Origin of the sequence: Rothia nasimurium, assembly GCF_042660305.1 — a bacterium.
GTDB classification, from domain to species: Bacteria; Actinomycetota; Actinomycetes; order Actinomycetales; family Micrococcaceae; genus Rothia; species Rothia nasimurium.
The window spans coordinates 56,923-81,713 of sequence record NZ_JBHSTW010000025.1; the positions used below are offsets into that span (position 1 = coordinate 56,923).

Genomic DNA, 24,791 nt, shown 5'->3' on the forward strand with positions numbered 1-24,791 from the left:
TCTACCCAATAATTCGTACAATAAATACCGAATAAAAATCTTCGCTAATTAAGTATCAGGCATGCACATATTCAGCGCCGGCAGGGCTTTAAACCACCCGCGCAGAAGCCCTACCCCTGGCTTGTCAGCCAGGAGTCAATGCCACCTTCCACGCTGTAGAGATCACTAAAACCAGCATCGGTGAGCAGCTTCAGCGCCTTGAGCGAGCGCACCCCCGCCGCGCAGTAGAGGGCATAGCGCCCCTGGTGGCTGGGCAGAATCGTGTCAATGGCCGAACCTAGAGCCGGATCGGCAGAAGCGGCTTCAATCAGCGACAGGGGCAGGTTGAAGCTACCCGGAACAGCCAGCGCTGCGTGTTCGTGGGGCTCTCGCACATCAATGAGGGGAACCCCCTCAAAGTAGGGCGAGCCGGCAATATCAGCCCAGGTAACTTCCATACCGTACTGGTCAGGTTCGGCGGTAGCGGGTTCCCAGTCAACAGCAGGCGGACGCAGGGGCGCAGGGGCCTGCCCCTTCCCCGCTACCTGCCCACCGGCGTCCGTACCAGAAACCGCCGTGCGGGCACTCGGTCCGGTACCCGAACTAGAAGCGGCGCGGGAGGTAGAGGCAAGCAGGGGGATGTATTCCCAGCGGCCGCTCAGGCCGGTATAGTAGCCCACCTCGCCCATCAGCGGCTGCCCGATACCGGCCAGCAGCTTAATAACTTCCAAGGCCATTGCGGTTCCAACGACCCCAGCCAGGGCACCAATCACCCCTGCGGTAGCGCAGTTAGGTACCGAACCGGGGGCTGGTTCGAGCGGGTACAGGTCCTCGTAGACCGGCCCGTGACCTGCCCAGAAGACGCTCATCTGGGCGTCAAACCCGAGAATGGCACCCCACACGTGGGGAATGCCCAGGGCAGCAGCAGCGCGAGAAGCGGTGTAGCGGGTGGGGAAATTATCGGAACCATCGACCAGCACGTCCACCCCGGCTAGTAGCGCTGCCGCATTAGCGTCGGTCAGACGCTCTTTGACAGCTTCGACCCTGATCAGGGGGTTGAGTTCGCGCAGGGTTTGGGCGGCTGAGTCAGCCTTGGATGCCCCCACCCGGGCATAGGAGTGGATGACCTGACGGTGCAGGTTAGAGGTTTCTACCGCATCATCGTCGATGATAAGAATACGACCGACGCCCGCCCCTGCCAGGTAGAGCAGGGCCGGTGAGCCCAGCCCGCCAGCGCCCAGCACCGCAACCGTTGCCGCGCTCAGTTTTTCCTGCCCCTTCTGCCCCAGCTCCGGCAGGATCATCTGCCGCCCGTAGAGCTGATAGGCCAGCGAGGTTAGTTCAGAGGTCATAGGAAGTCTTTCTCTAGAGTGGAGCAGGGCTGGGTGGGGCCTCGCGTATCGAGCCCGCTGGCTCGGGGCTGGCGTGAATTGGGGCGAGCGCCCCAGCGCGAGACCCAAGAGGGTCGGCGGGCGAGAATGCGAGGCCCACCTGGCATTCCATACCTTCGGCTCGAAAGCCTTAGCCGGTAGGCGTATCGATTCCTACCCACTGCACGCTGCCGTCGGTGAGTTCTTGTTCTTTCCAGATGGGCACTTCTGCTTTGATGCGGTCAGCTGCCAGGGAGCAGGCGGTGAAGGCGGTGCCGCGGTGGGCTGCTGCCGCAAGGACAGTGAGGGCGGATTCGCCGATGGGGATGGGGCCGATACGGTGGGCTGCCCACAGGCGCACGCCGGGGATTTCTTCTACCACCGAGTGCAGGACGCGTTCCAGGTAGTCGACTGCCTGGGGGTGGGCGCTGTAGGCAAGGGCCGCGACAGGCTCCCCGTGGTCGTGGTCGCGCACGATGCCGTCGAAGACGACCAGGGCGCCCATGGCGCGGGTCATGGTCGCTTCTTTCGCTCCTGCTAGGAGCGGTTCAAGAGGGTCTTCGGTAATGGAGGCGTGAACGACTGTGGAGTCCACCGGTTCGAGCGGACGCCCGGCGTAGGGGTTGGCTCCTGTGGGGTCTGGGTGGTTAGTGGTCATGGTAGTCCTCTAGCTGGCGGCAGATGTGGGTAACGAGGGGTTCGAGCACGGCACAACCGTCCTTGACTCCCCCGGTGGAGCCGGGCAGGGTCATGATGAAGCTGGTGCCGATGACGCCTGCGATTCCGCGGGAGAGCACAGCGGCGGGGGTGTTTTTGAGACCCTGATTCCAGAAGGCGTGCATGATTCCGGGAACTTCTTTGGTCAGGTGGGGGCGCACAGCCTCGACGGTTGTATCGTCTGAGTTGAGGCCGGTTCCGCCACTGGTCAGGATGAAGGTGGGCAGCTGCCCTGATGCTACTAGCCGGTCGATGTAGGCGGGCATGTCCGCGTCCGCCACCACGACGGCGTCGGGGGTTTCAAAGCCCTGGTCGCGCAGCCAGGTGACCGCTAGGGGGCCGGATTTATCTTCGTAGATGCCGCGGGCAGCCCGGGTGGAGGCTACGATGACTAGGCCGGTACGGTTCTTGGGCAGGGTGTAGCTGCTGCTCACTGTTCTACCTTCCAGTCACCGGATTTACCGCCGGTTTTTTCCAGCACCCTGATACCGGTTATGACAGCTTGTTTATCAACGGCCTTGATCATGTCATAGACTGTCAGCACCGCCCCGGAGACAGCAGTGAGGGCTTCCATTTCTACACCTGTGACGCCGCGGGTTTTGACCAGGGCCTCGATGCGGATACGGTCGGGGTGCCGCTCAAAGTCGATGGTAATTTTACCCAGGGGCAGGGGGTGGCAGAGGGGGATAATCTCGGGAGTTTTCTTGGCTGCCATAATGCCGGCGACGCGGGCCACGGGCAGGGCATCGCCCTTAGGCAGGTCGGCGTCAAAGATTTTTTCAATAACGTCTGCCCGGGTAACGATATAGCCCTCAGCCACGGCGGTGCGGGTGGTTTCGTTTTTCTCGGTGACATCGACCATGTGGGCGCTGCCGTCGGCGCGCACGTGGGTGAGACGGTCTGTGGGGGTGGGGGCGGTCATGATTCTTGGCTAGCCTCTCAACACAAAATTAATCAGTATTTACTATACGTGATTTGCAGGCGGGGTAACTTTTGGTGCAGCTACAGGGGAATATACCGCACCAGCTCGCCGCCGCGATAGGTACGCCCGGGTTCCAGTTCCACCAGGGCATCGGCACGGGCTGCCTGTAGTAGCAGGTGGGAACCGGTGGCAGCACTCGGAGCCAGCAGGGTCAGGACGCTGCCGTCCGGCTGGACCTGCCGGGTCAGCCGAGCCCGCCGGTACTGGGTTTTACCTTCCGGGGCAGCGAGGGGGGCTTCGAGCACCAGCCTGCCACGGGCGTCCTCCCGTTCTTCGCCCATCAGATGAACCAGGGCTGGCCGCAGCAGCAAGTGGTAGCTGATGAGGGTGCTGACCGGGTTACCCGGCAGGCAGACCACCGGCAGTACCCTGCCAGCAGGAAGACCCAGCAGAGCCAAACCCTGGGGGCCACCGGGCTGCTGGGTGGCGTGACCAAACCAGTGCGCAAGCACCCGAACCGTGCTGCCAGCAGCAGTGCCCCGAGCAGCAGGGTCGGCAGCCAGGGCCGCCATACCCAGACGAACCACCTCGTACTTACCGTGACTGATACCGCCACTGGTGACGATCACATCGGGCATCCGCTCTGCAAGCGCACCGGTCAGGGCAGCAATAAAGTTTTCCACGGAGTCGCCGATGGGCAGGTGGTCGGTGGTGCAACCGTCCTGGTGGGCCAGGGCGGTGAGCACCGGCCCGTTGGCATCAAATATCTGCCCCGGGGCAGGGGCAGCACTGGCGGGAGCGACCTCATCACCCCCGGTAATGATAAGCAGGTGCAGAGGGCAGTAGACCTCCACTTCCCCGATCCCCTGAGCAGCCAGGGCACCAAGCAGGGCCGGAGTCAGACGGCTACCGGTGTCAGCCAGGAGCTGACCGGCTGCAACGTCCTCCCCCACGCTGCGCACAAAGGTACCGGGAGAAGCCTGCGGTAGCTCAACCTGCCCGCCCTCGCCCACAAACCCGGCGGCGTCCGGCTGCCCTACCAGCGGGCGGCTGCGCTCAACCGGTACCACGGTGGTGTACCCTGCGGGCACGGGAGCGCCGGTCATAACGGGGTAAACCAAATCATCAGCCACCGGCAGCCCGGTCACAGGCGACCCGGCGGGAATATCGGGTCCCACCCGAAAGACACGGCAGTCATCTTGCGCCGCTGCATCGGTCAGCGCATAGCCGTCCATCTGGGAGTTGGCGAAGGAGGGCTGCGGAATCAAGGCGTAGAGGGATTCGGCGAGTTGGCGCCCGGCGGCCTGCTGGAGGGGTAACCGCTGACTGGTGGGGATGACGGTAGCAGCTACCAGTTCACGTACACATGCAGCATAGGCGCCCGGCGCGATACTCTCCCCCGCGGGGAGCAGCCGGTCAAGGGTCTCTTGGGGTTGTGTCATGCTCGGCGGTTTCCTTTCAGTCGGCCCAGCCAGAGGGCAAAGGCTCCGGCGGCCAGCAGGCTGAGGTAGAGGGCAATGAGCATGAGGGCTGCGCCCAGGGCTGCCTCCATGCGGTTGGAGCTCAGAGCCAGCTCAATGGCCAGGGGGATGGTTCGGGTGACGCCCTCGATATTTCCGGCGAAGGTAACGGTTGCCCCGTACTCGCCCAGGGCACGGGCAAAGGTCAGGACGGCTGCCGTCAGCAGGCCGGGCGCAGCTAGGGGCAAGAGCACACGGGTAGTAACCTCGGTGGGGCTCGCCCCCTCAAGCCGGGCAATCTCGGCGTATTCAGGAGGCAGCGCTCGCAGTGTGGTGACTAGGGTGGCCACAAAGAAGGGCAGGGCCACAAAGGTTTGGGCCAGAACCACAGCCAGCGGGGTGTAGGCCACCGAGAGGCCTGCCGTTTCAAGCCAGGAGCCGAGCAGCCCTCGCCTACCCCAGAAGAAAAGCAGAGCCAGACCAGAGACCACCGGGGAGAAGATGATAGGGGTATAGATCAACCCGTAGAGGGCCCAGCTCAGGCGGCGAGCGCGAGACTGCTCGAGAACCGTGGCCAGCACCAGGGCTGTAGGGGTGCCCAGCAGGGCTGATACAGCGGTAGCAGCTAGAGCGGTGAGCACCGAGAGCCGGACGGCAGCCAGGGCAGCTGGTTCTGCCAGTAGCTGGGGCAGACTCCCCCAGGGCGTACGAACCAGGAGGGAAAGCAGGGGACCCGCGATGAGTGCCAGGGTGAGCAGGGTGGGAAGCACAGCGTGCACGGGGACGGCGGTAAAGGAGCTGGCCCGCCCTCGTGGCGGCGGGGTGGGTGCGGGGCCGGGTACGCTCATAGTTCTAGTTTAGGCAGGTTCGAAGCCGTAGTCGGCAAGAATCTGAGCTGCTACCTCAGAAGTGACCAGCCAGTTCGCAAAGTTTTGGGCGTCTTCCTTACCTTGACCGCTGCTGGTGAGAGCTAGGGGGTAGGCGTTGCGTTCGACCTGGGGCAGGGTGATGACGGTGATATCGTCGGTGGCTGAGATAGCGGTGGCGTCGGTGGAGTAGATGAAGCCGGCATCCACCTGGCCGGTGGCCACCTTGGTGGAAACTGCCGAGACGTTAGCTTCTTCGGTGGAGGTGGCTAGCTCTACACCCTGGCGGGTAAGTTCCTGGTGGGCCAGGCGTCCGCAGGGCACCTGCTCGGCGCAGATAGCGGTCAGGACGCCGGGTGCAGCCAGGTCATCAAGGCTATCAATGGCGGCAGGGTTACCTGGAGCAGTTGCCAGCACCAGGGCGTTGGTGGCAATAGTCTCAGGGGTCGCAGCGGCGAGCTCTTCAACCTTTTCAAGCGCCTGGTTCATAGTGGTGCTATCGGCTGTAATCAGCAGGTCGGGGGTAGCGCCTTCGACCATCTGCGTAACCAGCTGGGATGACCCTGCGTAGGTGGCAGTGATAGAGACCTGCGGGTTTTCTTGACGATAGGCCGCTATGAGCTCATCGCCCACAGCCCCTAAGGAGGCCGCAGCAAAGAGCTGCACCTCAGCGTCCTGCCCCTGTGGGGAGGTTGCTACTCCCCCGCAGGCGGTAAGGCCCAGCAGAAGGGGAACGAGAAGGGTGCTCAGGCGGCGCATGGGGTCTCCAATGACAGGGTAACAGTGGCTAGCAGAGGGTCTTTGTCTATAGATTAGTGTAGAGCCAGGTGGTGTTCTTCACCCGGTTTAGCTAGGCTAAATATTACATCTGAAATACCGATTAAGATTTGTGAAAGTGCGGGTATGCCCCAGTCTTCAGCCCCCAACCCCCCGGTGCTCCTGGGTTCTTCTATCCCGGTTGTGACCGGCGGTGCCAGTGCAGCTGCACACCCGGGCGTGCCCACCACCGGGCCCCTTGCCGACCGCTGGGGACGCACCGCCACCGATTTGCGCATCTCTTTGATGGACAAGTGCAACCTGCGCTGTGTGTACTGTATGCCCGCTGAAGGCCTCAACTGGCTTCCCGGAACACAGCTTCTGACACTCGATGAGGTCACCCGGCTGGTGCGGGTAGGCGTACGAGAACTAGGTGTAGAGGAAGTACGTTTTACCGGTGGCGAGCCCCTAGTGCGAGCTGACCTTACCGATATTATTGCTGCCGTCCGCGCCGAACACCCCCACCTGCCCATCGCCCTGACCACCAACGGGATCGGACTCGATAAAAAGGTAGATGCCCTGGTTCAGGCCGGGCTCAACCGGGTCAATGTCTCCCTCGATACCATCTGCCCCGAAACGTTCGCTCAGCTCACCCGCAGGGATAAGCTAGCCTCGGTACTCGCAGGAATTGAAGCCGCAGCGGCAGCCGGGCTCACCCCCCTCAAAATCAATGCGGTCCTCATGGCCGGCGTCAATGATGAGCAGGGCCATGAACTCCTCACCTGGGCGTTAGAGGGCGGCTATCAGCTCCGCTTCATCGAACAAATGCCCCTGGACGCCGACCACAACTGGACCCGTGAAGGCACCATCACCGCCGAGCAAATCCGCCAGCGCCTAGCCGACCACTACGACCTACTGCCCCACGGGCGTCCGCGCGGGGCCTCCCCCGCAGCTCTCTGGGACGTCTACCCGCTGGGGGCAGCCGGCGCAGCAGAGCCCCTGGGACAGGTGGGCATTATCGCCTCGGTCACCGAGCCCTTCTGCTCAGCCTGTACTCGCACCCGTATCACCGCCGACGGCAAGGTGCGCTCCTGCCTCTTCTCCCTGACCGAAACCGACCTCATGGGAGCCCTGCGCGGTGGGGCCGACGACGCTGAGCTAGCCCAGATATGGCGCGGAGCCATGTGGGCCAAGCCCAAGGCCCACGGCAAGGATACCGTCGGCTTCGACACCCCCGACTTCACCCAACCTACTCGATCCATGAGCGCCATCGGCGGCTAAGATTCAAGGACTACCCCATGCAGATTAACTTCTTCGCTGCGGCCCGGGCAGCAGCGGGCACCCCCAGCCTGACAGTGGAACTCGGACAACTCCCCGTCCCCACACTCGCCGGCCTCCAGGGCTACCTGACCCGCGAATTTACCGGAGCCACTCCCTCGGGCCAGACTCTAGCCGATATTCTGCCCCGCTGTACCTTCCTCGTGGACGGAGTCGCAGCGAGCGCAGATTCCCTCGATGATGCAAAACTCTTGCATGGGGCCCAGCGTCTGGACGTCCTGCCGCCCTTTGCTGGAGGATAGGCAGCGCTTATGACCGATGTGAAGTTTTCAGCCCTGATATTGGCGGGCGGACGTTCCTCCCGCCTGGGCGGGGTGCCCAAGGCCCTGCTCTCCAACGGCTCGTCCACCCTGCTTGAGCAGGCCCTGGCAGCCTGCGCTGGGGCCGTTGCCCGGGTTGTGGTGGGCCCAGCAGAACTGGCCCTACCCGCGGGGGTCTTGCAGACCCGGGAGGAACCGGCCTTCGGTGGGCCCGCTGCCGGTATTTCCGCAGGTCTTAGCGCCCTCGCTATGTCCCAGCCCGACCTCTTGAGCTCGCCCCAGCACTGGGTGCTAGTTCTTTCCTGCGACCTGCCCCGCGTTGGGGCCGCAGTTCCCCTGCTCCTGCAGGCGGCGGCGTCCGCACCGGATGAGGTCACCGGCTACTGGGCTGTCTCTGAGGGCATCACCCAGCCCCTGCAGGGCATCTACCGGGCCGCGGCCCTGGCTCCTGCCTTTGCAGGGGATACCGCCAACGCCTCCGTCCGCCGCTTTCTCAGCCCCCTTGACCCCGCAAAACTAGAACTACCTGCCGACCTGACCGCCGACGTTGATACCTGGGAGGCCGCCCGCGCTGCTGGCTACACCCAGGTTCCCCCTACCCCCTAAGGACAGCACCGTGCACCACACCAGCTGGCACCAGGCCAGGCAGCTCCTCCACCGGGCGGGGGCAGCTCTGACCCTCACTGAAGAAGAGGTCCTCCTCGCCAACGCCATGGGCAGGACCCTGGCCCGTGACGCCCGTGCCCTGCTGCCCGTTCCCCACTACGATTCCTCGGCTATGGACGGCTACGCCACCGCCGGGGCTCCGCCCTGGCAGGTACTGACCCACCCGCCAGCTGCCGACGGCGAGAACGTCCACCGCAAAACCCTCCCCCTCGCCCCCGGCCAGGCAACCCCCATTCTGACCGGCGGGCTCATTCCCCCGGGTACCGAAGCTGTTATCCGCCAGGAACACGCCCTGCGAGAAGGCAACATGCTCAGCCCCGACCCCCGTTTTTTTAGTGGACGGGGCTACCCCAGCCCGGGGGCCGACATCCGTCGCGCCGGTGAAGAGCTCCCCGCGGGCAGCAGTGTGCTTGCAACGGGCACCCGTATCACCGCCCGGCATCTCGGCGCCCTCGCCACGCTCGGCCTTGACACCCTGACCGTGACCGCCCGCCCCACCGTGGCTATCGCCTACACCGGCAACGAAATTATTACCGCAGGTCTGCCCGGCCCCGGCCAGGTGCGAGACGCCTACTCCTTGGCCTTCCCTTCCATCATCGAAGATCTCGGGGCGGCAGTCACCAGCACCTGCCGCCTGCCCGATAGCAAAGCCAAGCTCACCGACTGGCTCACCGCAACCCGAGCCGATCTGCTCCTGATTACCGGAGGCTCCTCAACCTCCACCGCCGACTGGGTACGCCGTGCCCTCCACGACCTTCAGGCCAGCTACCTCTTCGAATCCGTAGCCATCCGCCCCGGCCACCCGGCCCTAGCCGCCCGCCTACCGGCCAGCAGCAACCCGGCCGCGCCGCTCGTCCTGGGCCTGCCCGGCAACCCCCTGGCCGCCTACACCGCCCTCTACTCCTACCTCACGCCCTGGCTCACCGGCGCTAGCACAGCTCCCCTAGCCGAGCTGCCCACCGGCGTCCTCACCCACGGGGTACCCGGCTACCGCAAACACGACCTGCGCCTGCTACCTGCCAGTCTCAGCTCCTCACCCCACGGGGCAGCCCTCACCCCCTTACCCAAAACCCAGTCCCACATGCTCACCTCCTTCGCCACAGCGGACGCCCTCGCCCTCGTCCCGCCGGCTGGTGCGGCAGCAGGCAGCACCGTCAGCTACCTCCCCCTGCCCCGCTAACCCCGCTGCCCTACCCCTCTCTCAGCGCAAGCGCAAACCGCCCCCGTCACACAGCTCAACACTTCTCAGCGCCTGTTAGACAGGCCCTATAATTGAGAACAGCCCGAGCCCACCCCAACAGACCGGAGCCCCGCGTGCCCAAACCAAAACTCGGTGATGTCGCTGCGCTGGCAGGCGTCTTCCCCACCACAGTCTCCCGCGTGCTCAACAACCGGGGCTACCTCTCCGAAACAACCCGCGTCAAAGTCTTCGACGCCATGCAGCAGCTCGGCTACCGGCCCAACGCCATCGCCCGCTCCCTCCAGGGGCAAAAAAGCCAACTCATCGGCCTAGTCTTCCCCTCCGTCGCCAACCCCTTCTACGGGGAAATGGCCTACCGCATCGAATCCCACCTGGCCGACATCGGCTACAAGACCATTCTCTGCAACAGCAACGACCACCCCGAATCAGAGCAGCGCTACCTCGATATGCTCATAGCCAACCAGGTCGACGGCGTCATCACCGGCGCCCACTCCCAGGTTGTTGCCAACTTTCCCCACCTGGGTGCTCCCCTGATCACCATCGACCGCCAGCACACCGGCCGCGGCCCCAACATCAGCTGCGACAACTTCGACGGGGCCTACCGGGCCACCCGCCTACTCCTGGACGGCGGGGCCACCAATATCCTGCACATCACCTCAACTATCTCCCTCGACAACGCCCGCCAGCGCGGCTACCAGCTAGCGGTCACCGAAGCTGGCTACACCCCGCATATCCTCGAACTGGGCTTCACCACCCCGCAGGCCACCAAACGCGAGCGCATCTTCACCTACCTCGACAAGCACCCGCAGGTTGATGCTGTCTTCGCCTCAAACGATGTCTACGCTGCCATGGTGCTGGGCTATGCCCGCTCTAGCGGCCGGCAGGTGCCCAATGACTTGCAGGTCATCGGCTTTGACGGCACCGAAACCAGCCGGGCCCTCCTGCCCGAGCTAACCACCGTCGTGCAGCCGATCGACGCAATGGCCCAGCGGGCCGTCGCCCAGCTCATGCACGCTATGAACAGCGAAGAAAAAGAGCTCACCGGCAGCGATGTGCTACCGGTGAGCCTTCATGAAGGGTCAAGCACCCGCTCCCTGCTCTGGGAAGAGAGCGCGGTGGCATAAGCTAGCGCACCCGGTGCAGCCCCTCGGACGTACTCCAGGTCAGGTGAGCGCCGGACGAAAACCGCAGGTGCATGCGTCCGTCTGCCCCCAGGTGTTCATCGGTAACCGGGTAGCCCAGACGGGTGACGTAGCCATTTGCTAGCCAGTAGTGGTAGAAAGCCCCAGTACCCGACACGCTGCGGGTACCGTGCACCGGGTGCCAGTAGATGGCAGTCAGGCTGCCGCCCTTGCGGAAGAACTGCACTACCCCACCGCCGCTCAAAGCGATTTCTGATGTGGACGGGAAGCCCAGGCGGTCCGGCCCGCCCATGCTGTACCATTTACCGGCGATCACTCCCCCACCCACCATGGTGTGGGTTCCTGTCTCTGCGCTCCACAGTACGGCGTAGCGGGAACCTGTCACGGGGTTCCAAAAATTCTGGGCGGCCCCGTAAGAATAGGCGTACTCGCTACTGGTAGGGTAGCCCAGGTGGCCCAGTTCCCAGCGGTTCTGGCGGTAGTGCTCGCCGATACCGGTGCCCCATTTCACCGCGTGGGTGCCGTAGGTGGCCGTCCAGTACAGGGCGTAGCCGCGGTCAAAGTTCTGAATAGCGCCGCCCCCGACCGAGCCAAACTCGTTCTGGGTGGGCTTACCAAAAACAGCTTCACCACCGTTGGCCTGGTAGTAAGAACCGATTCCGCCCATCACCCGGTAGGCAGGTGGGGGCGGGGTTACGGTTGCTACAGCCTGACCGGTGTTCACCAGGCGGTAGCCGCTGGCGGGGCTACCGGTAGATTTTAGGGTGTTTCGAATCTGCTCGATGGTGAGGTTAGGGTTGGCCTGCTTCATCAGGGCGATAGTGCCCGCTACCACCGGGACTGCCTGAGAAGTGCCGTAGAGCCCGCCAAAGCTGGCGGTTGTAGCGGTGGTGCGTCCCGCGTTAGAGGTTGAGTTCACCTGCTGCCAGGCGGTACCGCCCGGGGCAAGGATATCGAGGGTCGAGCCCCAGTTGGAGTAGGCGGTCAGGGCGTTATCGCCGCCGGTAGCTCCCACGACGATAGCGAAGTAGCAGTTAGAGGGTGTCCAGGCGTTTGCGTTAGCACCCGCGTTCCCGGCGGCAACAACGACCGGAACGCCCCGGGAGTAGGCTCCCTTAATAGCGGCGTCGAGGGCAGCCGGGCAGGTATCAGACGGCCAGGCCAAGGACGCATTGACGACGGTTGCCGGGGTCGCGTTCCGGGGCGCGCCGGGTACGTTCCCGCCGGAGGCCCAGGCGATACCGTCCGCGATGTCCGAGGCATAGCCCCAGCCGTTCACGCCCAGTACCCGCACCGGCTGAATCTTAGCGCGAGGGGCCACCCCCGCCAGCCCGGTGCCCTGGGCTGCGGCCGCCGCGATACCGGCTACATGGGTGCCGTGCCAGTTCGAGGGGGTAGAACCAGAGAAGGTGCCGATATCGGTGGGGTCGGCGTCGCGTCCGCCCCCGTCGCGGGCGTAGGAGTTATCAGAAATAAAGTCATACCCGGCCACCAGGTTAGGGGCCAGATCGGGGTGGTAAGTGATGCCGGTATCGACCACCGCGATAGTGGTTCCAGCCCCGTCCGCCCGGTACCAGGCGGGGGCCACGTTAGCTGCCCTAAAGTTCCAGAGGGTGCTATACAGGGGTTCGCCGGTGGCCGTACCGTGCACATTCTGCACGGCCCGGACCAGCTGGTCAGGTTCAGCTGCGAGGACGCCCGGGTCAGCTTCCAGCGCCTCAATAGCGCTCTGCTGCTCGGCCTCACTCAGGGGGTGGTCGGCTTCAATCACGCCTGTGGTGGCGTCCTCACCCACAGACTCTTTGACAACCTCTGCCGTCTTAAGGGCCTCGGTATCTTCAAGGGCGCGGTCAACGATAGTCTGGCGCTCTTCGGTCGTGGTGCCCTCGGCAAAGGTCACTATCAGGCGGTCGGTTTCTTTAACCAGGGCGCTGCTATCGCCTGTCTGCCCGGCCTGGTAGGTTCCCGTAGCATCGGGGGTTTCGGTTGCTCTTGCATAGGTAGTGCCACTAGCAAGCAGGGTCACCGCGGTGACAGCAGCAAGCTGCGCCTTGGCGACTTTTCGGGTATGTGGCAGCGTGAAAAGGGGCATGGGGGTGCTCTTTCTCCGTGTTGCGTGTGTAGTGCCTGCCCGGTGCTACCGGTGGTAGCGGTAGCACCCCGACTGCCACCTATGGGGGATAAGCAGACAGCCCGGCAAACAACAGTATTCTTGCACGCTCACGCGCCCCTGAACAGAGAAAAAAGAATATTACTTGCTTCTATGGTGGTCGTGAAGCGACACCTGGGTCACCGGAGCCGGGTGCAACATGCCCAGGGCAGGCTTGCCGCCCTTAAACCGGAAAAGCTCAACAAACCCGTGGCGGGCATAGAGAGAAGCTGACCGGTAGGTGGAGGCTTCCAGGTAGGCAGGCGTCTCGCCCAGGCGCTCGCGGCGGTAATCCAGCAGGTGGGAGCCGATGCCGTGGCCGCGGGCGTCCTCGTGCACACCGATGGTGTAGAGGTACCAGTGGTCGAACTTGGGGCGGGCTGCCAGCAGGCGCAGCTCGGTGACGGTGGCACGAGCCAGCCCCTTCCCTAGCACCCGGTAGTAGTCGGGCAGGGCCTTAATGTCGGCTAGCAGGTTACCTTTCTGGGCCTCGGGCGAGAGCCAGAGGGCAGCACCCAGCACCTTGCCGTCGGCAGTGACGGCGATATCGATAGTGCCCTTCGGGGCGTAGGTGGTGCGCAGCTGGAACTCAAAAAGGCCGCGGACGGTCTCGGTGCGGCCGTCCCCGCCCATAGCCTTGTTCATGACCGGGTCGTGCTCAAAGGCATTGGTCAACGCCTCGATCACGCCGGGGTAGTCAGCTTCGGTCGCTTCGCGCACGGTAAAGTCGTAGGTTTGCTCGGGCATGGAATCCTCCTGGGTACGGTGTTACCTTTCAAGATTACCCGGTCAAGAAAGCTCTAGAGAGAGTTTTCCTTGCACCTTCTACGGAGGGGGTGACCCTGCATCGCAGCTCGTTGGCTCGGGGCTGGCGTGAATTGCGACGAGCCCCCGGGCGAGGAGCAAGAGGGTCACGAGCCAAGATGTAGGGGCACCCCCGTACTGGTATAGCGCAAAGCAACCCGCCCCGCGCGCGTCCTTATCAGCAGGACGGGCACGGGGCGGGTTTTCTTCCCTGGGAAGGTTTTAGACGGCTGCGGTCTTAGCGGCTACGCTGACCAGCTCGTCGCGGCCTGCGGCCACGGTTGAGCCTGCAGCAACGGCAAGAGCGGTTGAGTCAACAGTCTTCTTGGCGTTGGTGATGACCAGCGGGGTGGTCAGGGGGTAGCCTGCGGCCTTGATGGCGGCCATGTCGAACTCGACGAGCACGTCGCCGCGCTTGACCTCCTGGCCCTTTTCGACCTTGGGGGTGAAGTGCTTGCCGTCCAGCTCGACGGTGTCGAAGCCGATGTGCATAAGGACTTCTACGCCCTTGTCGGTGCGCATGCCGATGGCGTGGCCGGTGGGGAAGGCTACGGTGACCTTACCGTCGGCGGGTGCGTAGAGCTTGCCTTCGGTGGGTTCTACGGCTGCGCCGGGGCCCAGGGCGCCGGAGGCGAAGGTGGGGTCTGATACCGCTGAGAGTTCCACGGCGGTGCCGTTGAGGTGAGCGGTCAGTTCGTAGCCTTCGGTGGCTGCTACGGGGGCGGACGTGGCGGGGGCAGCTACAGACACAGCGGTAGCGGCGGGGGCGGCGGCTTCAACTTCTTCTTCGGCAACCTGGCCGGCGAAGGCGCGCTTACCGTAGATAAAGGAGGCACCGGTGGAGAGGACGGCTGAGGTCACGATAGCGATGGCGAAGCCTGCCCAGCCCGCACCGGCTTCGGTGCTGATGGAGGGGAAGCCCAGGAAGCCTGCGGCACCGGGGGCCATGGCCTTGACGCCGAAGATAGCGATAAGGGTTGAGGCTACAGCTGAGGCGCCCATACCGATGTAGAAGGGCCAGCGTAGACGCAGGTTGACGCCGAAGATGGCGGGTTCGGTGATGCCGAGGAAGGCTGAGGGCGCGGTGGCACCGGCAAGACCCTTCATCTTCTTGTCCTTGGTGGTCAGGTAGACGCCGAGGGCGGCACCGCCCTGGGCCACGTTAGCCATGGAGGCGATAGCGAAGATGAAGGAGCCACCCTGGGTGAAGAGCTGGAGTTCGATGGGCGGGAAGGACTGGTGCAGACCGGTAATGACAATCGGTGAGTAGATCAGACCGAAGAGGAAGCCGCCCACAGGGCCAGCAGTGGTGTAGAGCCAGTTGATAGCGTCGCCCAGCATAGTGCCCAGCTTGAACATGGGCGGGCCGACCAACATGAAGGTGGCAAAGCCGGTGATCAAGAGGGTCAGGGTGGGGGTGAACATGAAGTCGATGACGCCCTTGAGAATCTTGTGGAAGAACTTCTCAACGTTGGCCAGGATGAAGGCGACCAGGATGATGGGCAGGACGGTACCCTGGTAGCCAGCCTGCTGGACCTGGATGCCGAAGACGTCCCAGTAGGTCATAGTGCCGTCCTGCAGGGCGGCAGCTACGTTGTAGCCGTTGACCAGGGAGGGGAAGACCATGGCAGCACCCATGGTGAGACCCAGGTAGGGGTTACCGCCGAAGACCTTGGTGGCGGTGAAGCCGACGAGCACGGGCAGGAAGGCGAAGGCCGCTGCCGAGAGCAGGTTGACGATTTCGGCGAAGCCTGTCCAGGCCGGGTACATCTCGATGAGGGAGAGCTCGGGGTCAAAAATCTTGGGTGCGGTCAGCACGTTGTTGAGTGCCATGAGCAGACCGGAACCGACCAGTACAGGGATGATCGGCAGGAAGATTTCTGAGACGACCTTAATGAAGCGGGTGAAGAGGTTGCCCTGGTCCGCTGCGACGTTCTTGAGTTCGTCCTTTGAAACCTGCTTCATGCCGGCGGCGGCCATGTGCTTGTAGACCTCGTCAACGTCGCCGGGGCCCACGATGATCTGGAACTGGCCGGAGTTGTTGAAGGTACCCTTGAGGTCCTCGTCGTTGTCCAGGGCGGCCTGGTTGACGGCGTTCATGTCTTTGAGCACCAGTCGCAGGCGGGTGGCGCAGTGGGCACCTGCTGCGATGTTGTCCTTGCCGCCAACGGCGGTGAGGACTCGCTCAGCCACGGATTTATGGTCCATGTCTTCTCCTTGGTGTATGGGCCAGGCTCCCCCTATATCTGTGGTTCTGCCTCGGCGCGAGTGTGTACGTTTGCCCGAAAACAAACATGCCAATCGTTTGACATACTAGCACCAAAAAAGGGGCCAAAACAGCCCCTTACAAAAGGTCGGTGGCCACCTGTGTTAGGTGGCCACCGACCCTATCTCAAGCTTTGTTTTAGCCCTTGCGAGCTGCGGTGATAAAGTCAGCACCGGCCGCTACGTCGCTCCCTGCGTTGGCAACTGTCAGGTCGGCAACGGAGCTCTTGGCGTTGGTGATAACCAGCGGGGTGGTCACGGGGTAGCCTGCAGCCTTGACCTGCTCCAGGTCGAACTCCACCAGTACCTGGCCGCGGGTGACGGTATCGCCCTTCTTGACCTTGGGTTCGAAGAACTTGCCGTCCAGTTCCACGGTATCGAAGCCTACGTGAATCAGGATTTCCAGACCGTCTGCGGTACGGATGCCGAAGGCATGGCCGGTGGGGAAGGCGACGGTTACTTCGCCGTCTGCGGGAGCTACAACCACACCTGCGGTCGGCTCAATGGCGGCACCGGGGCCCAGGGCGCCTGAGGCGAACATCTGGTCGCTCACGCCGGCAAGCTCAACAACGGTACCGTTCATGTGGGCGGTCAGAGCGGACGCGCCAGCGGCGGACGGTGCTGCGGCGGGAATAGCTGCGGGAGCGGGGGTCTGCGCTGCGGTGTCGTCGCTACCGCCAAAGAGCTTTTTGAAGAAGCCTGCCATGGTTGTCACCTCATAGTGGTTGGGAGTGATGGGGCCGCTGTGTGCGGCGTCTCCACCAGCCTACCACCGCCGGTAACCTGTGAGACAGGTCTTGCTGAGCCCGACCGGTGCCAGGTCACGGAAAATTTTTCGCCCCGCGCACTAAGGCACCGGCCCCTCTCCCCTAGTCTTCTACAAGTCGGGCAGCTTCGAGGCTCCGCACGGCCGCCTCGTCTGCTACCAGGCGGACGGTGCGCTTAGCCCCGGTGAAGTAGGTTCGGGATGAGAATACGGCGGCTCCCCCATCGAGGAAGAATTCGGTTCCGGAGGCATCGACCAGCAGGTCGAAGGTGCGGGTAGCGCAGTGCTCTAGGGTGCGGTGGCGTTCTGCCCCGCCCACGGTGTAGCGGCTGCCGGTGCGGTCTAGGTGGGCACCGTCCTCGCTCAGGGTCAGCACCAGGGCCTGCCCCGCGGCATCCTCAACGATAATCTGCACGGGTTCAGCTACCGCTACCTCACCGCACAGGCGCCAGACGCGGGCGTCCGCCAGTTCCGCAATCTCGCCATGAGCTGCGGGTTTAACCGGGGCGGGTGCCAGGGCGCTATCAAGCTGATCCACGGGGTTCTGGTAGATACGGCCAGCACGCAGGGTGAGACGGCGGGGGTAGGTCTGCATGTGCACCCAGTGGTTGTCCCAGGAGGGGTGGTCGTCCTGGTCGGCATTGCCGAACCAGCCCTGGAGCACAGCATGGGAGCCGTCCTGCCCCACTCCGTGGAAGCACTGGGGGGCATAGAACTCGGTGCCAGCGTCCAGCTCGGTGAAGGGGGTGGTGACCTCAAAATGGGTGCCGGTGAGGGTGCCCACGATGTAGCCGGTCTGGAAGATGTTGTTGTACTTCTCCCCGTCGGCCTCCATACCCTGGGGGCTGAAAATCAGTACGTCCTTGAGCTCTCCGGTTTCTTCGTCGCGCAGCTGAATCAGGCCGGGGCACTCGTACATGTAGCCCAGGTTGGCCAGGGCGGGGTCTGAGAAGGTGAGCTCCCCGTCGAAGGTCCAGGTGCGGCGGTCAGGTGAGGAGTAGAGCACCACGGCCCCGGTTTCGTCCTCGCGCTGGGCGCCGATGACGGCGTAGAAGGTGCCCTCGCGTTCAATCACGTGGGGGTCGCGGTAGTGGGCGGTATAGCCCTCTTCGGGGCCGTTGATAAAGACCTCTTGCTTGGTGAAGGTCTTACCCCGGTCGGGTGAGGTGAAGAGTACCTGGTAGGCCTCCCGGTTGCCGTCGGCGTCCTTGACGTTGCCGGTGTAAAAGAACTCAAAGGTGCCGTCCTCGCCCACGAAACCCGAGCCCGAGTAGCAGCCATTCTTATCGAACCAGTCGGTGGGGGCGATGGCGGTGCCGCGGTCCTGCCAGTGGGTGAGGTCGTCGCTGGTAGCGTAGCGCCAGAAGACGGCGCGGGTGGGGTGGACGGGTGAGTACTGGTAAAAGGCGTGGTAGGTACCCTCATGGTAGATCAGCCCGTTGGGGTCGTTGAGACGGCCCACCGGCGGTGCCAGGTGCAGGGCCGGGTAGTCGGGGTCGGTGCGTACCTGCTCGTGGTAGGTGGCATAGGCTTGCTCGGCGGCTGCGAGCAGTTCGGCGGCGTCCGGACGTCCGGGCTTAGTCACGCGGGGCTCCTTGGGTGGGTGCGATAGCGGGGTCTGTCAATCGTTAGTCATATCCAGCTTACCCCCTGCCCTCTCCCCAGGTCTTAGGTCGGCAGTGTGCAGAGCAGACCGGCAAATCTTCCAGATTATGATATGGGCTAGCCCACGCGCCTAGCTGCAAAGGTCTACGGCGGCACTTACTGCCAGGTGGTCAGAATTACCTACCTGCTGGTAGGTCACTTCTTCACCACCAGCAGGTGGCCCCTGCATCACCATGATGTGGTCGATGGGTGCTTTCATTCCTAGCACTCCGCCGACTGGCCAGGTGCCCTCAATCCGGTGGGTGGCCAGGGCAGCATCCGCACCCAGGTATGAGCCTACCCCCGCGTAACTGGCCAGGCCGCCGTGGAGCAGGGTCGCGTTGAAGTCGCCGGCGATTAGGTCAGGGCGGTTCTCATCGCGGGCCAGGCGGTCGATGGTGGCTAGGTCATCGCGCCACTGCTGCATGTAGGAGGGCACGGGCGGGGCCGTGTGCACCGCCAGCAGTGATGGGTGACCACTATCGTCATTTTCAGGAGCCAGAATGAGGGCGCCGAAGGTCATGGGCACTTCCTGCGCGGTGTAGGTGCCCAGTCGGTCGCTCACCAGGGTCAGTGTCGGGGCGATGTGGGCCTTTCCGCTGGTGGAGGCGAAGACCTGGTAGCCCGAAACGCCGCCAGCAAGAGCGGCTGTATCGGGTGAGACTTCAGGGAGCACCAGGAAATCCGGCTCATCGGCCAGCAACCGAGCCAGGGACTGGGCGGTCAGGGTGTCGAGGGCGTTATAGGTGGTCACCCGGTAGGTCTGCATATTAACGCACCCAATAGCGGGCACCCCGCGCGCCTGGTAGCGCGCAGCCCCGTAGGGGTCGGTGACAGCCAGCAGACTAGAGACGGCACAGGCTACCGCCGTCAGCCCGGCAAGGACGCGGGTAGCTCCGCTGGTGGAACGGCATAGCGTCACCGGCAGGGCCACTATCAGGACGCCCGCCCCGGCCACCGCAAGCAGGGTGGGGAAGGCGACGGCCTGGGCTATAACCAGGCGGGTGGTCAGCCAGGAGGTGACCGGGTGCCCCGGCCACACCAGGATAGCCAGCCAGGCCAGAGCACCGGCCAGCAACAGACACCAGAATGCACGAATCAGAGTCTTACCCATGACCCCAGCCTAACCAAAACCAGCAGGCAGGGGAAGAGGTGAGGGCGGCGTCCGTCCTTAAACAAAAAGCCGCAAGGGCGGCAACCCGTGATGGGTGCCGCCCCTGCGCCAAAGATAAGAAAAGTAAGAAACTTACTTGAGGGTGACGGTTGCGCCAGCGCCTTCGAGAGCTTCCTTAGCCTTCTCTGCGTCTTCCTTGGAAACGCCTTCGAGAACGGGCTTGGGAGCGCCGTCAACGAGGTCCTTAGCTTCCTTCAGACCCAGTGAGGTGAGGGCGCGAACTTCCTTAATAACGCCGATCTTCTTGTCGCCAGCTGATTCGAGGATAACGTCGAATTCTGACTGCTCTTCAGCAGCACCAGCGTCGCCGCCAGCAACACCAGCAACAGCAACGGGAGCAGCTGCGGTTACGTCGAATTCTTCTTCGAATGCCTTAACGAATTCGGAAACCTCAACGAGTGACAGTTCCTTGAATGCTTCAATGAGTTCTTCGATTGAAAGCTTAGCCATGAGATTGGCTCCTTCTTTGATTCAGTTGCAAGCCTCAGTATTTCAGCCTGCGAGCTTGAAAATTGTGGGGTGGCCCAGGTAAGTAGGCCGAAGTCTGTGCGGTGGGCAGTTCGAGACGATTACTCGGCCTCGGGTGCTGCGCCTTCCTGCTCTTCGAGCTTGATACGCAGAGCGTCAACGGTGCGAGCAACCTTTGCGATTGCGCCCTTTGCGCCGCCTGCGACCTTTGCAAGAAGTACCTCGCGTGATTCGAGGCTTGCAAACTTGTTGATGCCAGCTTCGTCGAGAGCTTCGCCCTCGAAGTAACCGCTCTTAACGATCAGCTGGGGGTTAGCCTTGGCAAAGTCACGCAGACCCTTCGCAGCATCAATGAAGTCGCCCTTGATGAATGCGATTGCGCTGGGGCCGTGGAGCTGACCATCGAATGCGTCGATGCCAACTTCCTTAGCCGCGATAGCGGTCAGAGTGTTCTTTACCACGGCGTACTCGGTCTCAGCACCCAGTGCACGACGAAGTTCCTTCATCTGTGCAACGGTGAGACCACGGTACTCGGTGAGAATTACGCCGTTTGAGGATTCAAGGAGTTCCTTGATCTCAGAGACGGCAGCAATCTTATCCTGTGTTGCCATGGTGTTCCTTCCAGTTCTTATCCCGCCAGGCCAACAAAAAATGCCCCGACGCGCAGGCATCGAGGCATAATACAAGCCCAGCTATAACTGGTTTGTATTCTGTTATCGGCACCTACGCAGGTGGGCTGGTTAGCCCTTATCGTACCTGTAAAAGGCACAGACCGGCGGTCTTTGGTTACTTCATCTAACCACGGTTAGCGGGGCCCTGGCAAGTTAAAACCGGGTTTAAGGGTGCTTAATCACTTAAACCGCCGCTTCTATCCACCTTTGTACCGCATACAGACCAGATGAGGCAGGTTTTTTGGTCAGCACGTGGTACAAACTAGCTTTGCCCTGAGAAACAGTGCAGAGCATCTTGTCGGAGTTTCAGGTAGAGCCCCTGCTCCGCGCCTACCGGGGTTTCTGGCAGCACAGCCGTGAGCGGGCTACCGGCGGGAATGGTCACGGCACCGTCCGAGTGTGGCAGCTCTACCGCCCGAGTGGTTTCAAGGCTAAAACGGCTTCCTGTCGTATGGGCGAGCACGCCCAGCACCCGCACCGGCAGGGCCCCCGGGCTAGCGGCGTCCGCCCGCTCAAATCCGTGGGCAGAGATACCGGCCGGTATTGCCCGCCCACCCCGTTCTACCTCTAGCTCGTTGTAAAGCGGGTGCAGCAGGCGGGCGACCTGCGCGGACGCCGGGGCGGCCAGTACCTGCCCCGGGGCGGCAACCTGGGCCAGGCGTCCGCCCTCTAGCACCGCAAGCTGCTGGCCCATCGCGAGGGCTTCGTCGGGGTTGTGGGTGACGTAGATGCCCGTGAACCCTAGCTGGCGGTGCAGGGTCAGCAGGTCGGCGCGGATAGCTTCGCTCAGGTGCTCATCGACGCTAGAGAGCGGCTCGTCGAAGAGAGCCAGCGTGGGTTTACGCACCAGGGCCCGGGCGATACCGGCCCGCTGGGCCTGGCCACCCGATAGTTGCGCCGGCCTCTTACGCAGGTGCTCCCCCAGACCCAGGGTATCGACGAGGGAAAGGTAGTGGTCGCGGTCCAGCTGCTCCTGGGCGCGCAGGCGCTGGGCGAAGAGGATGTTCTCTTCCAGGCTCAGGTGGGGGTAGAGCACGGGCTTTTGAAAAACGAACCCCACCGGCACGGCCCCTGCCTGCCGGGTCTTGGCCTTGCCCTTGATGCGGGTGCCTCCCCCAACACCTACCGGCCGGTGGCCGAACAGCACGCGACCGGCGTCCGCCTGTTCCAGCCCGGCAATAATGCGCAGCAGGGTGGATTTGCCCGACCCCGACTCCCCCACCAGGGAAAGTAGGCTGCCACCGGGCACGGTCAGGTCAATGCCGTCAAGCACGGCGGACGCACCAAACCGCTTGGTCAGGCCGGTGATGGTAAGGTCGGGGCTGGTCATGACCTCTATTATGCCCGACGGTTGCACGGTACGCCCTGACCGCAGCCTTCCCACCACAGTGCAACCCTGATTTGACCGAGCGTGCGCCTTATCGCTGAGCGTGCACCTATCTGCGGCACGCTCAGCGATAAGGCGCACGCTCGTTAGGGAAGCAGTTAGCCTCGTGCCTGCTCAATGCGGTCATCGGGGTAGATAATCTCACCCTGCTCTACCAAATCTCGAATTGAACCGGGCAGGTTCTCGCCGCTGAAACCGGGAAGTAGCCCGGCATCAGCTTCTCTGCCCCACACCGTGGGAGTCAGATTGCGACCCCATTTGAGCACATCAGCCCCCGCACCTTTGACCTTCGCGGTATAGCCGATACTAGGGGCAAGCTCCCCCGGGTGGGCTGGCCTGTCGCTTACTGTATCGGGGTGGACGACCTGTACTAGACGGTTAAGGAGTGGCAGGGGCTCCTCGTCATCAGTGTGCTGTGCGAGCTGCTCTGTGTACCAGGTGCAATCTTCGCTGTGCTCTACTGCGAACCAGTGGGGCAGGTGGCGCTCGAAGTTATGTTCGTTGATGGTCAGCTCGTCGCTCAGAAGCTGCGGGAGGTCCCAGGTGATAACCTGCCCTTCTTCGATGGTCTCAGGCGCTTTGGCCGGGGCCTGAGCCAGGTACTCGATCAGGGTTTTCACGTGGGGGTGTAGCCAGTGGCCGGGGTCTTGTTCGTCCCAGCGGATTTCTCCGGTGCGGGTCAGTAGCCCCTGTGAGATAAGCTTTCCAGCGCGGTCTTCGAAACGGGAGTAGGCTTCAAACTGATACATCGGCTCCCCGTCCCCGCGTTCTTCTGCAGGCCCCAGGGCGGAGATATTAATGCGCATTTCGCTCTCAAGGGGTCCACCAGCATAGTTATAGATGGTGTAGTCGGTGGGAAAGTCCCCCTCGTACAGGGTTTCTAGGCGGTAGAGAAAGACGGTTTGACTCACCGGTTCTTGCAGGGCAAGCAGGCCGGGGTAGAGCAACTTTTCATCGCGATAGACGGGCAGATCGGACGGACGCGGGTAAGGGAAGTAGGCGACGCGGTACACGGGGTTGAACCTCCAGACATCATTGAAAGGGGTGTGCTCTTGACCACAAGAATAGCTGGCTGGGCCCGCGAAAGCTAGACCCGGGCGTCCGCGCACCCCGCCTTGCTTCGCCATCGCTCTGCCTGCCCGCCACAACAAAAAGGCAGGCCCCCCGCACCTATGCGCGGGGAGCCTGCCTTGAATAACCGTTAGGGTCTAAGAAACTTAGGCTACGGTTGAGGGGTCAACGGGAACGCCAGGACCGAAGGTGGTGGCGATGGTTGCCTTTGAGATGTAGCGGCCCTTAGCTGATGAGGGCTTGAGGCGGTTAACCTCTTCGAGAGCTGCTTCGAAGTTCTCGGTCAGCTGCTCAGCGGTGAAGGAAGCCTTACCGATGATGAAGTGCAGGTTTGAGTTGCGGTCAACGCGGAAGTCAATCTTACCGCCCTTGATGTCTGCAACTGCCTTAGCAACGTCCATGGTGACGGTGCCGGTCTTGGGGTTGGGCATAAGGTTACGGGGACCCAGAACCTTACCCAGACGGCCAACCTTGCCCATCATGTCGGGGGTTGCAACTGCTGCGTCGAAGTCGGTCCAGCCGCCAGCGATCTTTGCGATCAGGTCGTCTGAGCCAACGAAGTCAGCGCCAGCTGCTTCTGCTGCTTCAGCCTTTTCACCGGCTGCGATAACTACAACGCGGGCGGTCTTACCGGTGCCGTTGGGCAGGTTGACGGTACCGCGTACCATCTGGTCTGCCTTGCGGGGGTCAACGCCGAGTCGCAGTGCGACCTCAACGGTTGAGTTGGGCTTGTCTGCCGCGATGTCCTTTGCTACTGCAATAGCCTCGGCGGGTGCGTAGAGCTTGTCCGCTTCGATCTTGGCTACAGCTGCCTGGTACGCCTTGCTGCGCTTTGCCATCTGCTTTTCTCCTTTGCAGGTGTGGTCTTTGGTGAGCCGCGCTCGGCTCTGCCACATGCCTCCCGGGTGGGAGACTCTAACAATTGTCTTTGGGTGAGGTGCGAACCTCGGTTCCCCGCGGTGGGCGGGGTGGAAGGGTTTTAGCCTTCGACGGTGATGCCCATGGAGCGGGCGGTGCCGGCGATGATCTTCGCTGCGGCGTCGATGTCGTTAGCGTTGAGGTCTTCCATCTTGGTCTGGGCGATTTCCTTGACCTGGTCCAGGGTCAGTGAGCCGACCTTCTGGGTGTGGGGTACGCCGGAGCCCTTAGCAACGCCAGCTGCTTTCTTGATGAGCTGTGCTGCGGGAGGGGTCTTGGTGATGAAGGTGAAGGAGCGGTCCTCGTAGACGGTGATTTCTACGGGGATGATGTTGCCGCGCTGGGATTCGGTGGCTGCGTTGTAGGCCTTGCAGAATTCCATGATGTTGACGCCGTGTGCACCGAGTGCGGGGCCAACGGGGGGCGCGGGGTTAGCGGCGCCTGCCTGGATCTGCAGCTTGATGAGGCCTGCGACCTTCTTCTTGGGAGCCATTTGTGTTTGGTCCTTTTCTTAGCTGGTGGACCGGCGCACAGGAGTATGCACCGGGCGGTGGTGCTGCCATGGCGGCGGCGGCACCGTGTAGGGGCGCACCGGCGTGGGTGCGCACATACAGTCTTCTATCTTAGTACGATCCGAGCTTTAAAGCTATTGCGGGGCGGACGCCTACCCCTGGGTGCTTGCTCACAGGTGGATAGGTACGGGGTTAGGCCGATTGCGCAAACACCATCACTCCAGGTTCCCCGCATTTATTCTGGTTTACCCGCAACTAGTTGCGGGTAAACCAGAATAAATGCGG

24 protein-coding genes are annotated in these 24,791 nt (G+C 62.9%); 5 read left to right on the forward strand and 19 right to left on the reverse strand.

Annotated elements, in window-relative coordinates; all coding sequences use genetic code 11:
- Positions 1 to 110 precede the first annotated feature (110 nt).
- The 7 genes from ACFP6B_RS10260 to modA form a co-directional block, all read right to left on the reverse strand.
- The gene (locus ACFP6B_RS10260; protein ID WP_377129728.1) at positions 111 to 1,331 is read right to left on the reverse strand and encodes a ThiF family adenylyltransferase; all 1,221 of its coding nucleotides are present in this window, start codon (positions 1,329 to 1,331) and stop codon (positions 111 to 113) included.
- A gap of 169 nt (positions 1,332 to 1,500) precedes the next feature.
- Entirely contained in the window at positions 1,501 to 2,007 is a 507-nt protein-coding gene (locus ACFP6B_RS10265; RefSeq protein ID WP_377129730.1) for a molybdenum cofactor biosynthesis protein MoaE, read from the reverse strand.
- Positions 1,997 to 2,500 carry a MogA/MoaB family molybdenum cofactor biosynthesis protein gene (locus ACFP6B_RS10270; RefSeq protein ID WP_237194740.1) on the reverse strand — a complete coding sequence of 168 codons (504 nt, stop codon included), beginning with the start codon at positions 2,498 to 2,500 and terminating at the stop codon, positions 1,997 to 1,999. Before ACFP6B_RS10270 ends, ACFP6B_RS10265 begins: the two co-directional genes overlap by 11 nt.
- Positions 2,497 to 2,988: a cyclic pyranopterin monophosphate synthase MoaC gene (moaC, locus tag ACFP6B_RS10275; RefSeq protein WP_377129732.1), complete on the reverse strand. Its 492-nt coding sequence runs from the start codon at positions 2,986 to 2,988 to the stop codon at positions 2,497 to 2,499. The genes ACFP6B_RS10270 and moaC overlap by 4 nt, the downstream gene beginning before the upstream one ends.
- Positions 2,989 to 3,068: 80 nt before the next feature.
- A complete protein-coding gene (locus ACFP6B_RS10280; RefSeq protein WP_377129734.1) occupies positions 3,069 to 4,430 on the reverse strand; it encodes a molybdopterin molybdotransferase MoeA in 1,362 nt (453 codons plus the stop codon).
- The gene (locus ACFP6B_RS10285) at positions 4,427 to 5,296 is read right to left on the reverse strand and encodes an ABC transporter permease (RefSeq protein WP_377129736.1); all 870 of its coding nucleotides are present in this window, start codon (positions 5,294 to 5,296) and stop codon (positions 4,427 to 4,429) included. The genes ACFP6B_RS10280 and ACFP6B_RS10285 overlap by 4 nt, the downstream gene beginning before the upstream one ends.
- A gap of 9 nt (positions 5,297 to 5,305) precedes the next feature.
- Complete coding sequence (gene modA, locus ACFP6B_RS10290; protein ID WP_377129738.1) at positions 5,306 to 6,073, reverse strand: molybdate ABC transporter substrate-binding protein; 768 nt, start codon at positions 6,071 to 6,073, stop codon at positions 5,306 to 5,308.
- Positions 6,074 to 6,217: 144 nt separating this feature from the next.
- Between modA and moaA the strand changes: the two genes are divergently transcribed.
- The 5 genes from moaA (at position 6,218) to ACFP6B_RS10315 (ending at position 10,659) form a co-directional block, all read left to right on the forward strand.
- Positions 6,218 to 7,351 carry a GTP 3',8-cyclase MoaA gene (gene moaA / locus ACFP6B_RS10295; RefSeq protein WP_377129740.1) on the forward strand — a complete coding sequence of 378 codons (1,134 nt, stop codon included), beginning with the start codon at positions 6,218 to 6,220 and terminating at the stop codon, positions 7,349 to 7,351.
- A 17-nt stretch (positions 7,352 to 7,368) separates the two neighbouring features.
- Positions 7,369 to 7,650 carry a ubiquitin family protein gene (locus ACFP6B_RS10300; protein WP_377129742.1) on the forward strand — a complete coding sequence of 94 codons (282 nt, stop codon included), beginning with the start codon at positions 7,369 to 7,371 and terminating at the stop codon, positions 7,648 to 7,650.
- Between the two features lie 9 nt (positions 7,651 to 7,659).
- Positions 7,660 to 8,274, forward strand: coding sequence for a molybdenum cofactor guanylyltransferase (mobA, locus tag ACFP6B_RS10305; RefSeq protein WP_377129744.1), 615 nt, complete (start codon positions 7,660 to 7,662; stop codon positions 8,272 to 8,274).
- Between the two features lie 10 nt (positions 8,275 to 8,284).
- A complete protein-coding gene (locus ACFP6B_RS10310; protein ID WP_377129746.1) occupies positions 8,285 to 9,514 on the forward strand; it encodes a molybdopterin molybdotransferase MoeA in 1,230 nt (409 codons plus the stop codon).
- A 134-nt stretch (positions 9,515 to 9,648) separates the two neighbouring features.
- Complete coding sequence (locus ACFP6B_RS10315) at positions 9,649 to 10,659, forward strand: LacI family DNA-binding transcriptional regulator (RefSeq protein WP_377129748.1); 1,011 nt, start codon at positions 9,649 to 9,651, stop codon at positions 10,657 to 10,659.
- Between the two features lies 1 nt (position 10,660).
- Here the strand turns inward: ACFP6B_RS10315 and ACFP6B_RS10320 are convergent, their stop codons facing one another.
- The 12 genes from ACFP6B_RS10320 to rplK form a co-directional block, all read right to left on the reverse strand.
- The gene (locus ACFP6B_RS10320) at positions 10,661 to 12,769 is read right to left on the reverse strand and encodes a S8 family serine peptidase (RefSeq protein ID WP_377129750.1); all 2,109 of its coding nucleotides are present in this window, start codon (positions 12,767 to 12,769) and stop codon (positions 10,661 to 10,663) included.
- 159 nt (positions 12,770 to 12,928) lie between these two features.
- A complete protein-coding gene (locus ACFP6B_RS10325; protein WP_377129752.1) occupies positions 12,929 to 13,573 on the reverse strand; it encodes a GNAT family N-acetyltransferase in 645 nt (214 codons plus the stop codon).
- 279 nt (positions 13,574 to 13,852) lie between these two features.
- The gene (locus ACFP6B_RS10330) at positions 13,853 to 15,838 is read right to left on the reverse strand and encodes a sucrose-specific PTS transporter subunit IIBC (RefSeq protein ID WP_377129754.1); all 1,986 of its coding nucleotides are present in this window, start codon (positions 15,836 to 15,838) and stop codon (positions 13,853 to 13,855) included.
- A gap of 196 nt (positions 15,839 to 16,034) precedes the next feature.
- Positions 16,035 to 16,601 carry a PTS sugar transporter subunit IIA gene (locus ACFP6B_RS10335; protein WP_377129756.1) on the reverse strand — a complete coding sequence of 189 codons (567 nt, stop codon included), beginning with the start codon at positions 16,599 to 16,601 and terminating at the stop codon, positions 16,035 to 16,037.
- A gap of 163 nt (positions 16,602 to 16,764) precedes the next feature.
- A complete protein-coding gene (locus ACFP6B_RS10340) occupies positions 16,765 to 18,246 on the reverse strand; it encodes a glycoside hydrolase family 32 protein (RefSeq protein ID WP_377129758.1) in 1,482 nt (493 codons plus the stop codon).
- A gap of 150 nt (positions 18,247 to 18,396) precedes the next feature.
- Positions 18,397 to 19,419, reverse strand: coding sequence for an endonuclease/exonuclease/phosphatase family protein (locus ACFP6B_RS10345; protein ID WP_377129760.1), 1,023 nt, complete (start codon positions 19,417 to 19,419; stop codon positions 18,397 to 18,399).
- A 132-nt stretch (positions 19,420 to 19,551) separates the two neighbouring features.
- Positions 19,552 to 19,929 carry a 50S ribosomal protein L7/L12 gene (gene rplL / locus ACFP6B_RS10350; protein ID WP_135012413.1) on the reverse strand — a complete coding sequence of 126 codons (378 nt, stop codon included), beginning with the start codon at positions 19,927 to 19,929 and terminating at the stop codon, positions 19,552 to 19,554.
- A gap of 119 nt (positions 19,930 to 20,048) precedes the next feature.
- The gene (gene rplJ / locus ACFP6B_RS10355; RefSeq protein WP_237185947.1) at positions 20,049 to 20,558 is read right to left on the reverse strand and encodes a 50S ribosomal protein L10; all 510 of its coding nucleotides are present in this window, start codon (positions 20,556 to 20,558) and stop codon (positions 20,049 to 20,051) included.
- Positions 20,559 to 20,880: 322 nt separating this feature from the next.
- Complete coding sequence (locus ACFP6B_RS10360) at positions 20,881 to 21,948, reverse strand: ABC transporter ATP-binding protein (RefSeq protein ID WP_377129762.1); 1,068 nt, start codon at positions 21,946 to 21,948, stop codon at positions 20,881 to 20,883.
- A gap of 155 nt (positions 21,949 to 22,103) precedes the next feature.
- A complete protein-coding gene (locus tag ACFP6B_RS10365) occupies positions 22,104 to 23,018 on the reverse strand; it encodes a hypothetical protein (RefSeq protein WP_377129764.1) in 915 nt (304 codons plus the stop codon).
- Positions 23,019 to 23,222: 204 nt separating this feature from the next.
- Positions 23,223 to 23,915: a 50S ribosomal protein L1 gene (gene rplA, locus ACFP6B_RS10370; protein ID WP_185174246.1), complete on the reverse strand. Its 693-nt coding sequence runs from the start codon at positions 23,913 to 23,915 to the stop codon at positions 23,223 to 23,225.
- A 140-nt stretch (positions 23,916 to 24,055) separates the two neighbouring features.
- Positions 24,056 to 24,487, reverse strand: coding sequence for a 50S ribosomal protein L11 (gene rplK / locus ACFP6B_RS10375; RefSeq protein ID WP_135012423.1), 432 nt, complete (start codon positions 24,485 to 24,487; stop codon positions 24,056 to 24,058).
- Positions 24,488 to 24,791 lie beyond the last annotated feature (304 nt).

Bases quoted from the DNA above. Each gene is read 5' to 3' on its own strand.
- ACFP6B_RS10260 (WP_377129728.1), bottom strand. From the start codon at position 1,331: ATGACCTCTGAACTAACCTCGCTGGCCTATCAGCTCTACGGGCGGCAG.
- ACFP6B_RS10265 (WP_377129730.1), bottom strand. From the start codon at position 2,007: ATGACCACTAACCACCCAGACCCCACAGGAGCCAACCCCTACGCCGGG.
- moaC (WP_377129732.1), bottom strand. From the start codon at position 2,988: ATGACCGCCCCCACCCCCACAGACCGTCTCACCCACGTGCGCGCCGAC.
- ACFP6B_RS10280 (WP_377129734.1), bottom strand. From the start codon at position 4,430: ATGACACAACCCCAAGAGACCCTTGACCGGCTGCTCCCCGCGGGGGAG.
- ACFP6B_RS10285 (WP_377129736.1), bottom strand. From the start codon at position 5,296: ATGAGCGTACCCGGCCCCGCACCCACCCCGCCGCCACGAGGGCGGGCC.
- modA (WP_377129738.1), bottom strand. From the start codon at position 6,073: ATGCGCCGCCTGAGCACCCTTCTCGTTCCCCTTCTGCTGGGCCTTACC.
- moaA (WP_377129740.1), top strand. From the start codon at position 6,218: ATGCCCCAGTCTTCAGCCCCCAACCCCCCGGTGCTCCTGGGTTCTTCT.
- ACFP6B_RS10300 (WP_377129742.1), top strand. From the start codon at position 7,369: ATGCAGATTAACTTCTTCGCTGCGGCCCGGGCAGCAGCGGGCACCCCC.
- mobA (WP_377129744.1), top strand. From the start codon at position 7,660: ATGACCGATGTGAAGTTTTCAGCCCTGATATTGGCGGGCGGACGTTCC.
- ACFP6B_RS10320 (WP_377129750.1), bottom strand. From the start codon at position 12,769: ATGCCCCTTTTCACGCTGCCACATACCCGAAAAGTCGCCAAGGCGCAG.
- ACFP6B_RS10325 (WP_377129752.1), bottom strand. From the start codon at position 13,573: ATGCCCGAGCAAACCTACGACTTTACCGTGCGCGAAGCGACCGAAGCT.
- ACFP6B_RS10330 (WP_377129754.1), bottom strand. From the start codon at position 15,838: ATGGACCATAAATCCGTGGCTGAGCGAGTCCTCACCGCCGTTGGCGGC.
- ACFP6B_RS10335 (WP_377129756.1), bottom strand. From the start codon at position 16,601: ATGGCAGGCTTCTTCAAAAAGCTCTTTGGCGGTAGCGACGACACCGCA.
- ACFP6B_RS10345 (WP_377129760.1), bottom strand. From the start codon at position 19,419: ATGGGTAAGACTCTGATTCGTGCATTCTGGTGTCTGTTGCTGGCCGGT.
- rplL (WP_135012413.1), bottom strand. From the start codon at position 19,929: ATGGCTAAGCTTTCAATCGAAGAACTCATTGAAGCATTCAAGGAACTG.
- rplJ (WP_237185947.1), bottom strand. From the start codon at position 20,558: ATGGCAACACAGGATAAGATTGCTGCCGTCTCTGAGATCAAGGAACTC.
- ACFP6B_RS10360 (WP_377129762.1), bottom strand. From the start codon at position 21,948: ATGACCAGCCCCGACCTTACCATCACCGGCCTGACCAAGCGGTTTGGT.
- rplA (WP_185174246.1), bottom strand. From the start codon at position 23,915: ATGGCAAAGCGCAGCAAGGCGTACCAGGCAGCTGTAGCCAAGATCGAA.
- rplK (WP_135012423.1), bottom strand. From the start codon at position 24,487: ATGGCTCCCAAGAAGAAGGTCGCAGGCCTCATCAAGCTGCAGATCCAG.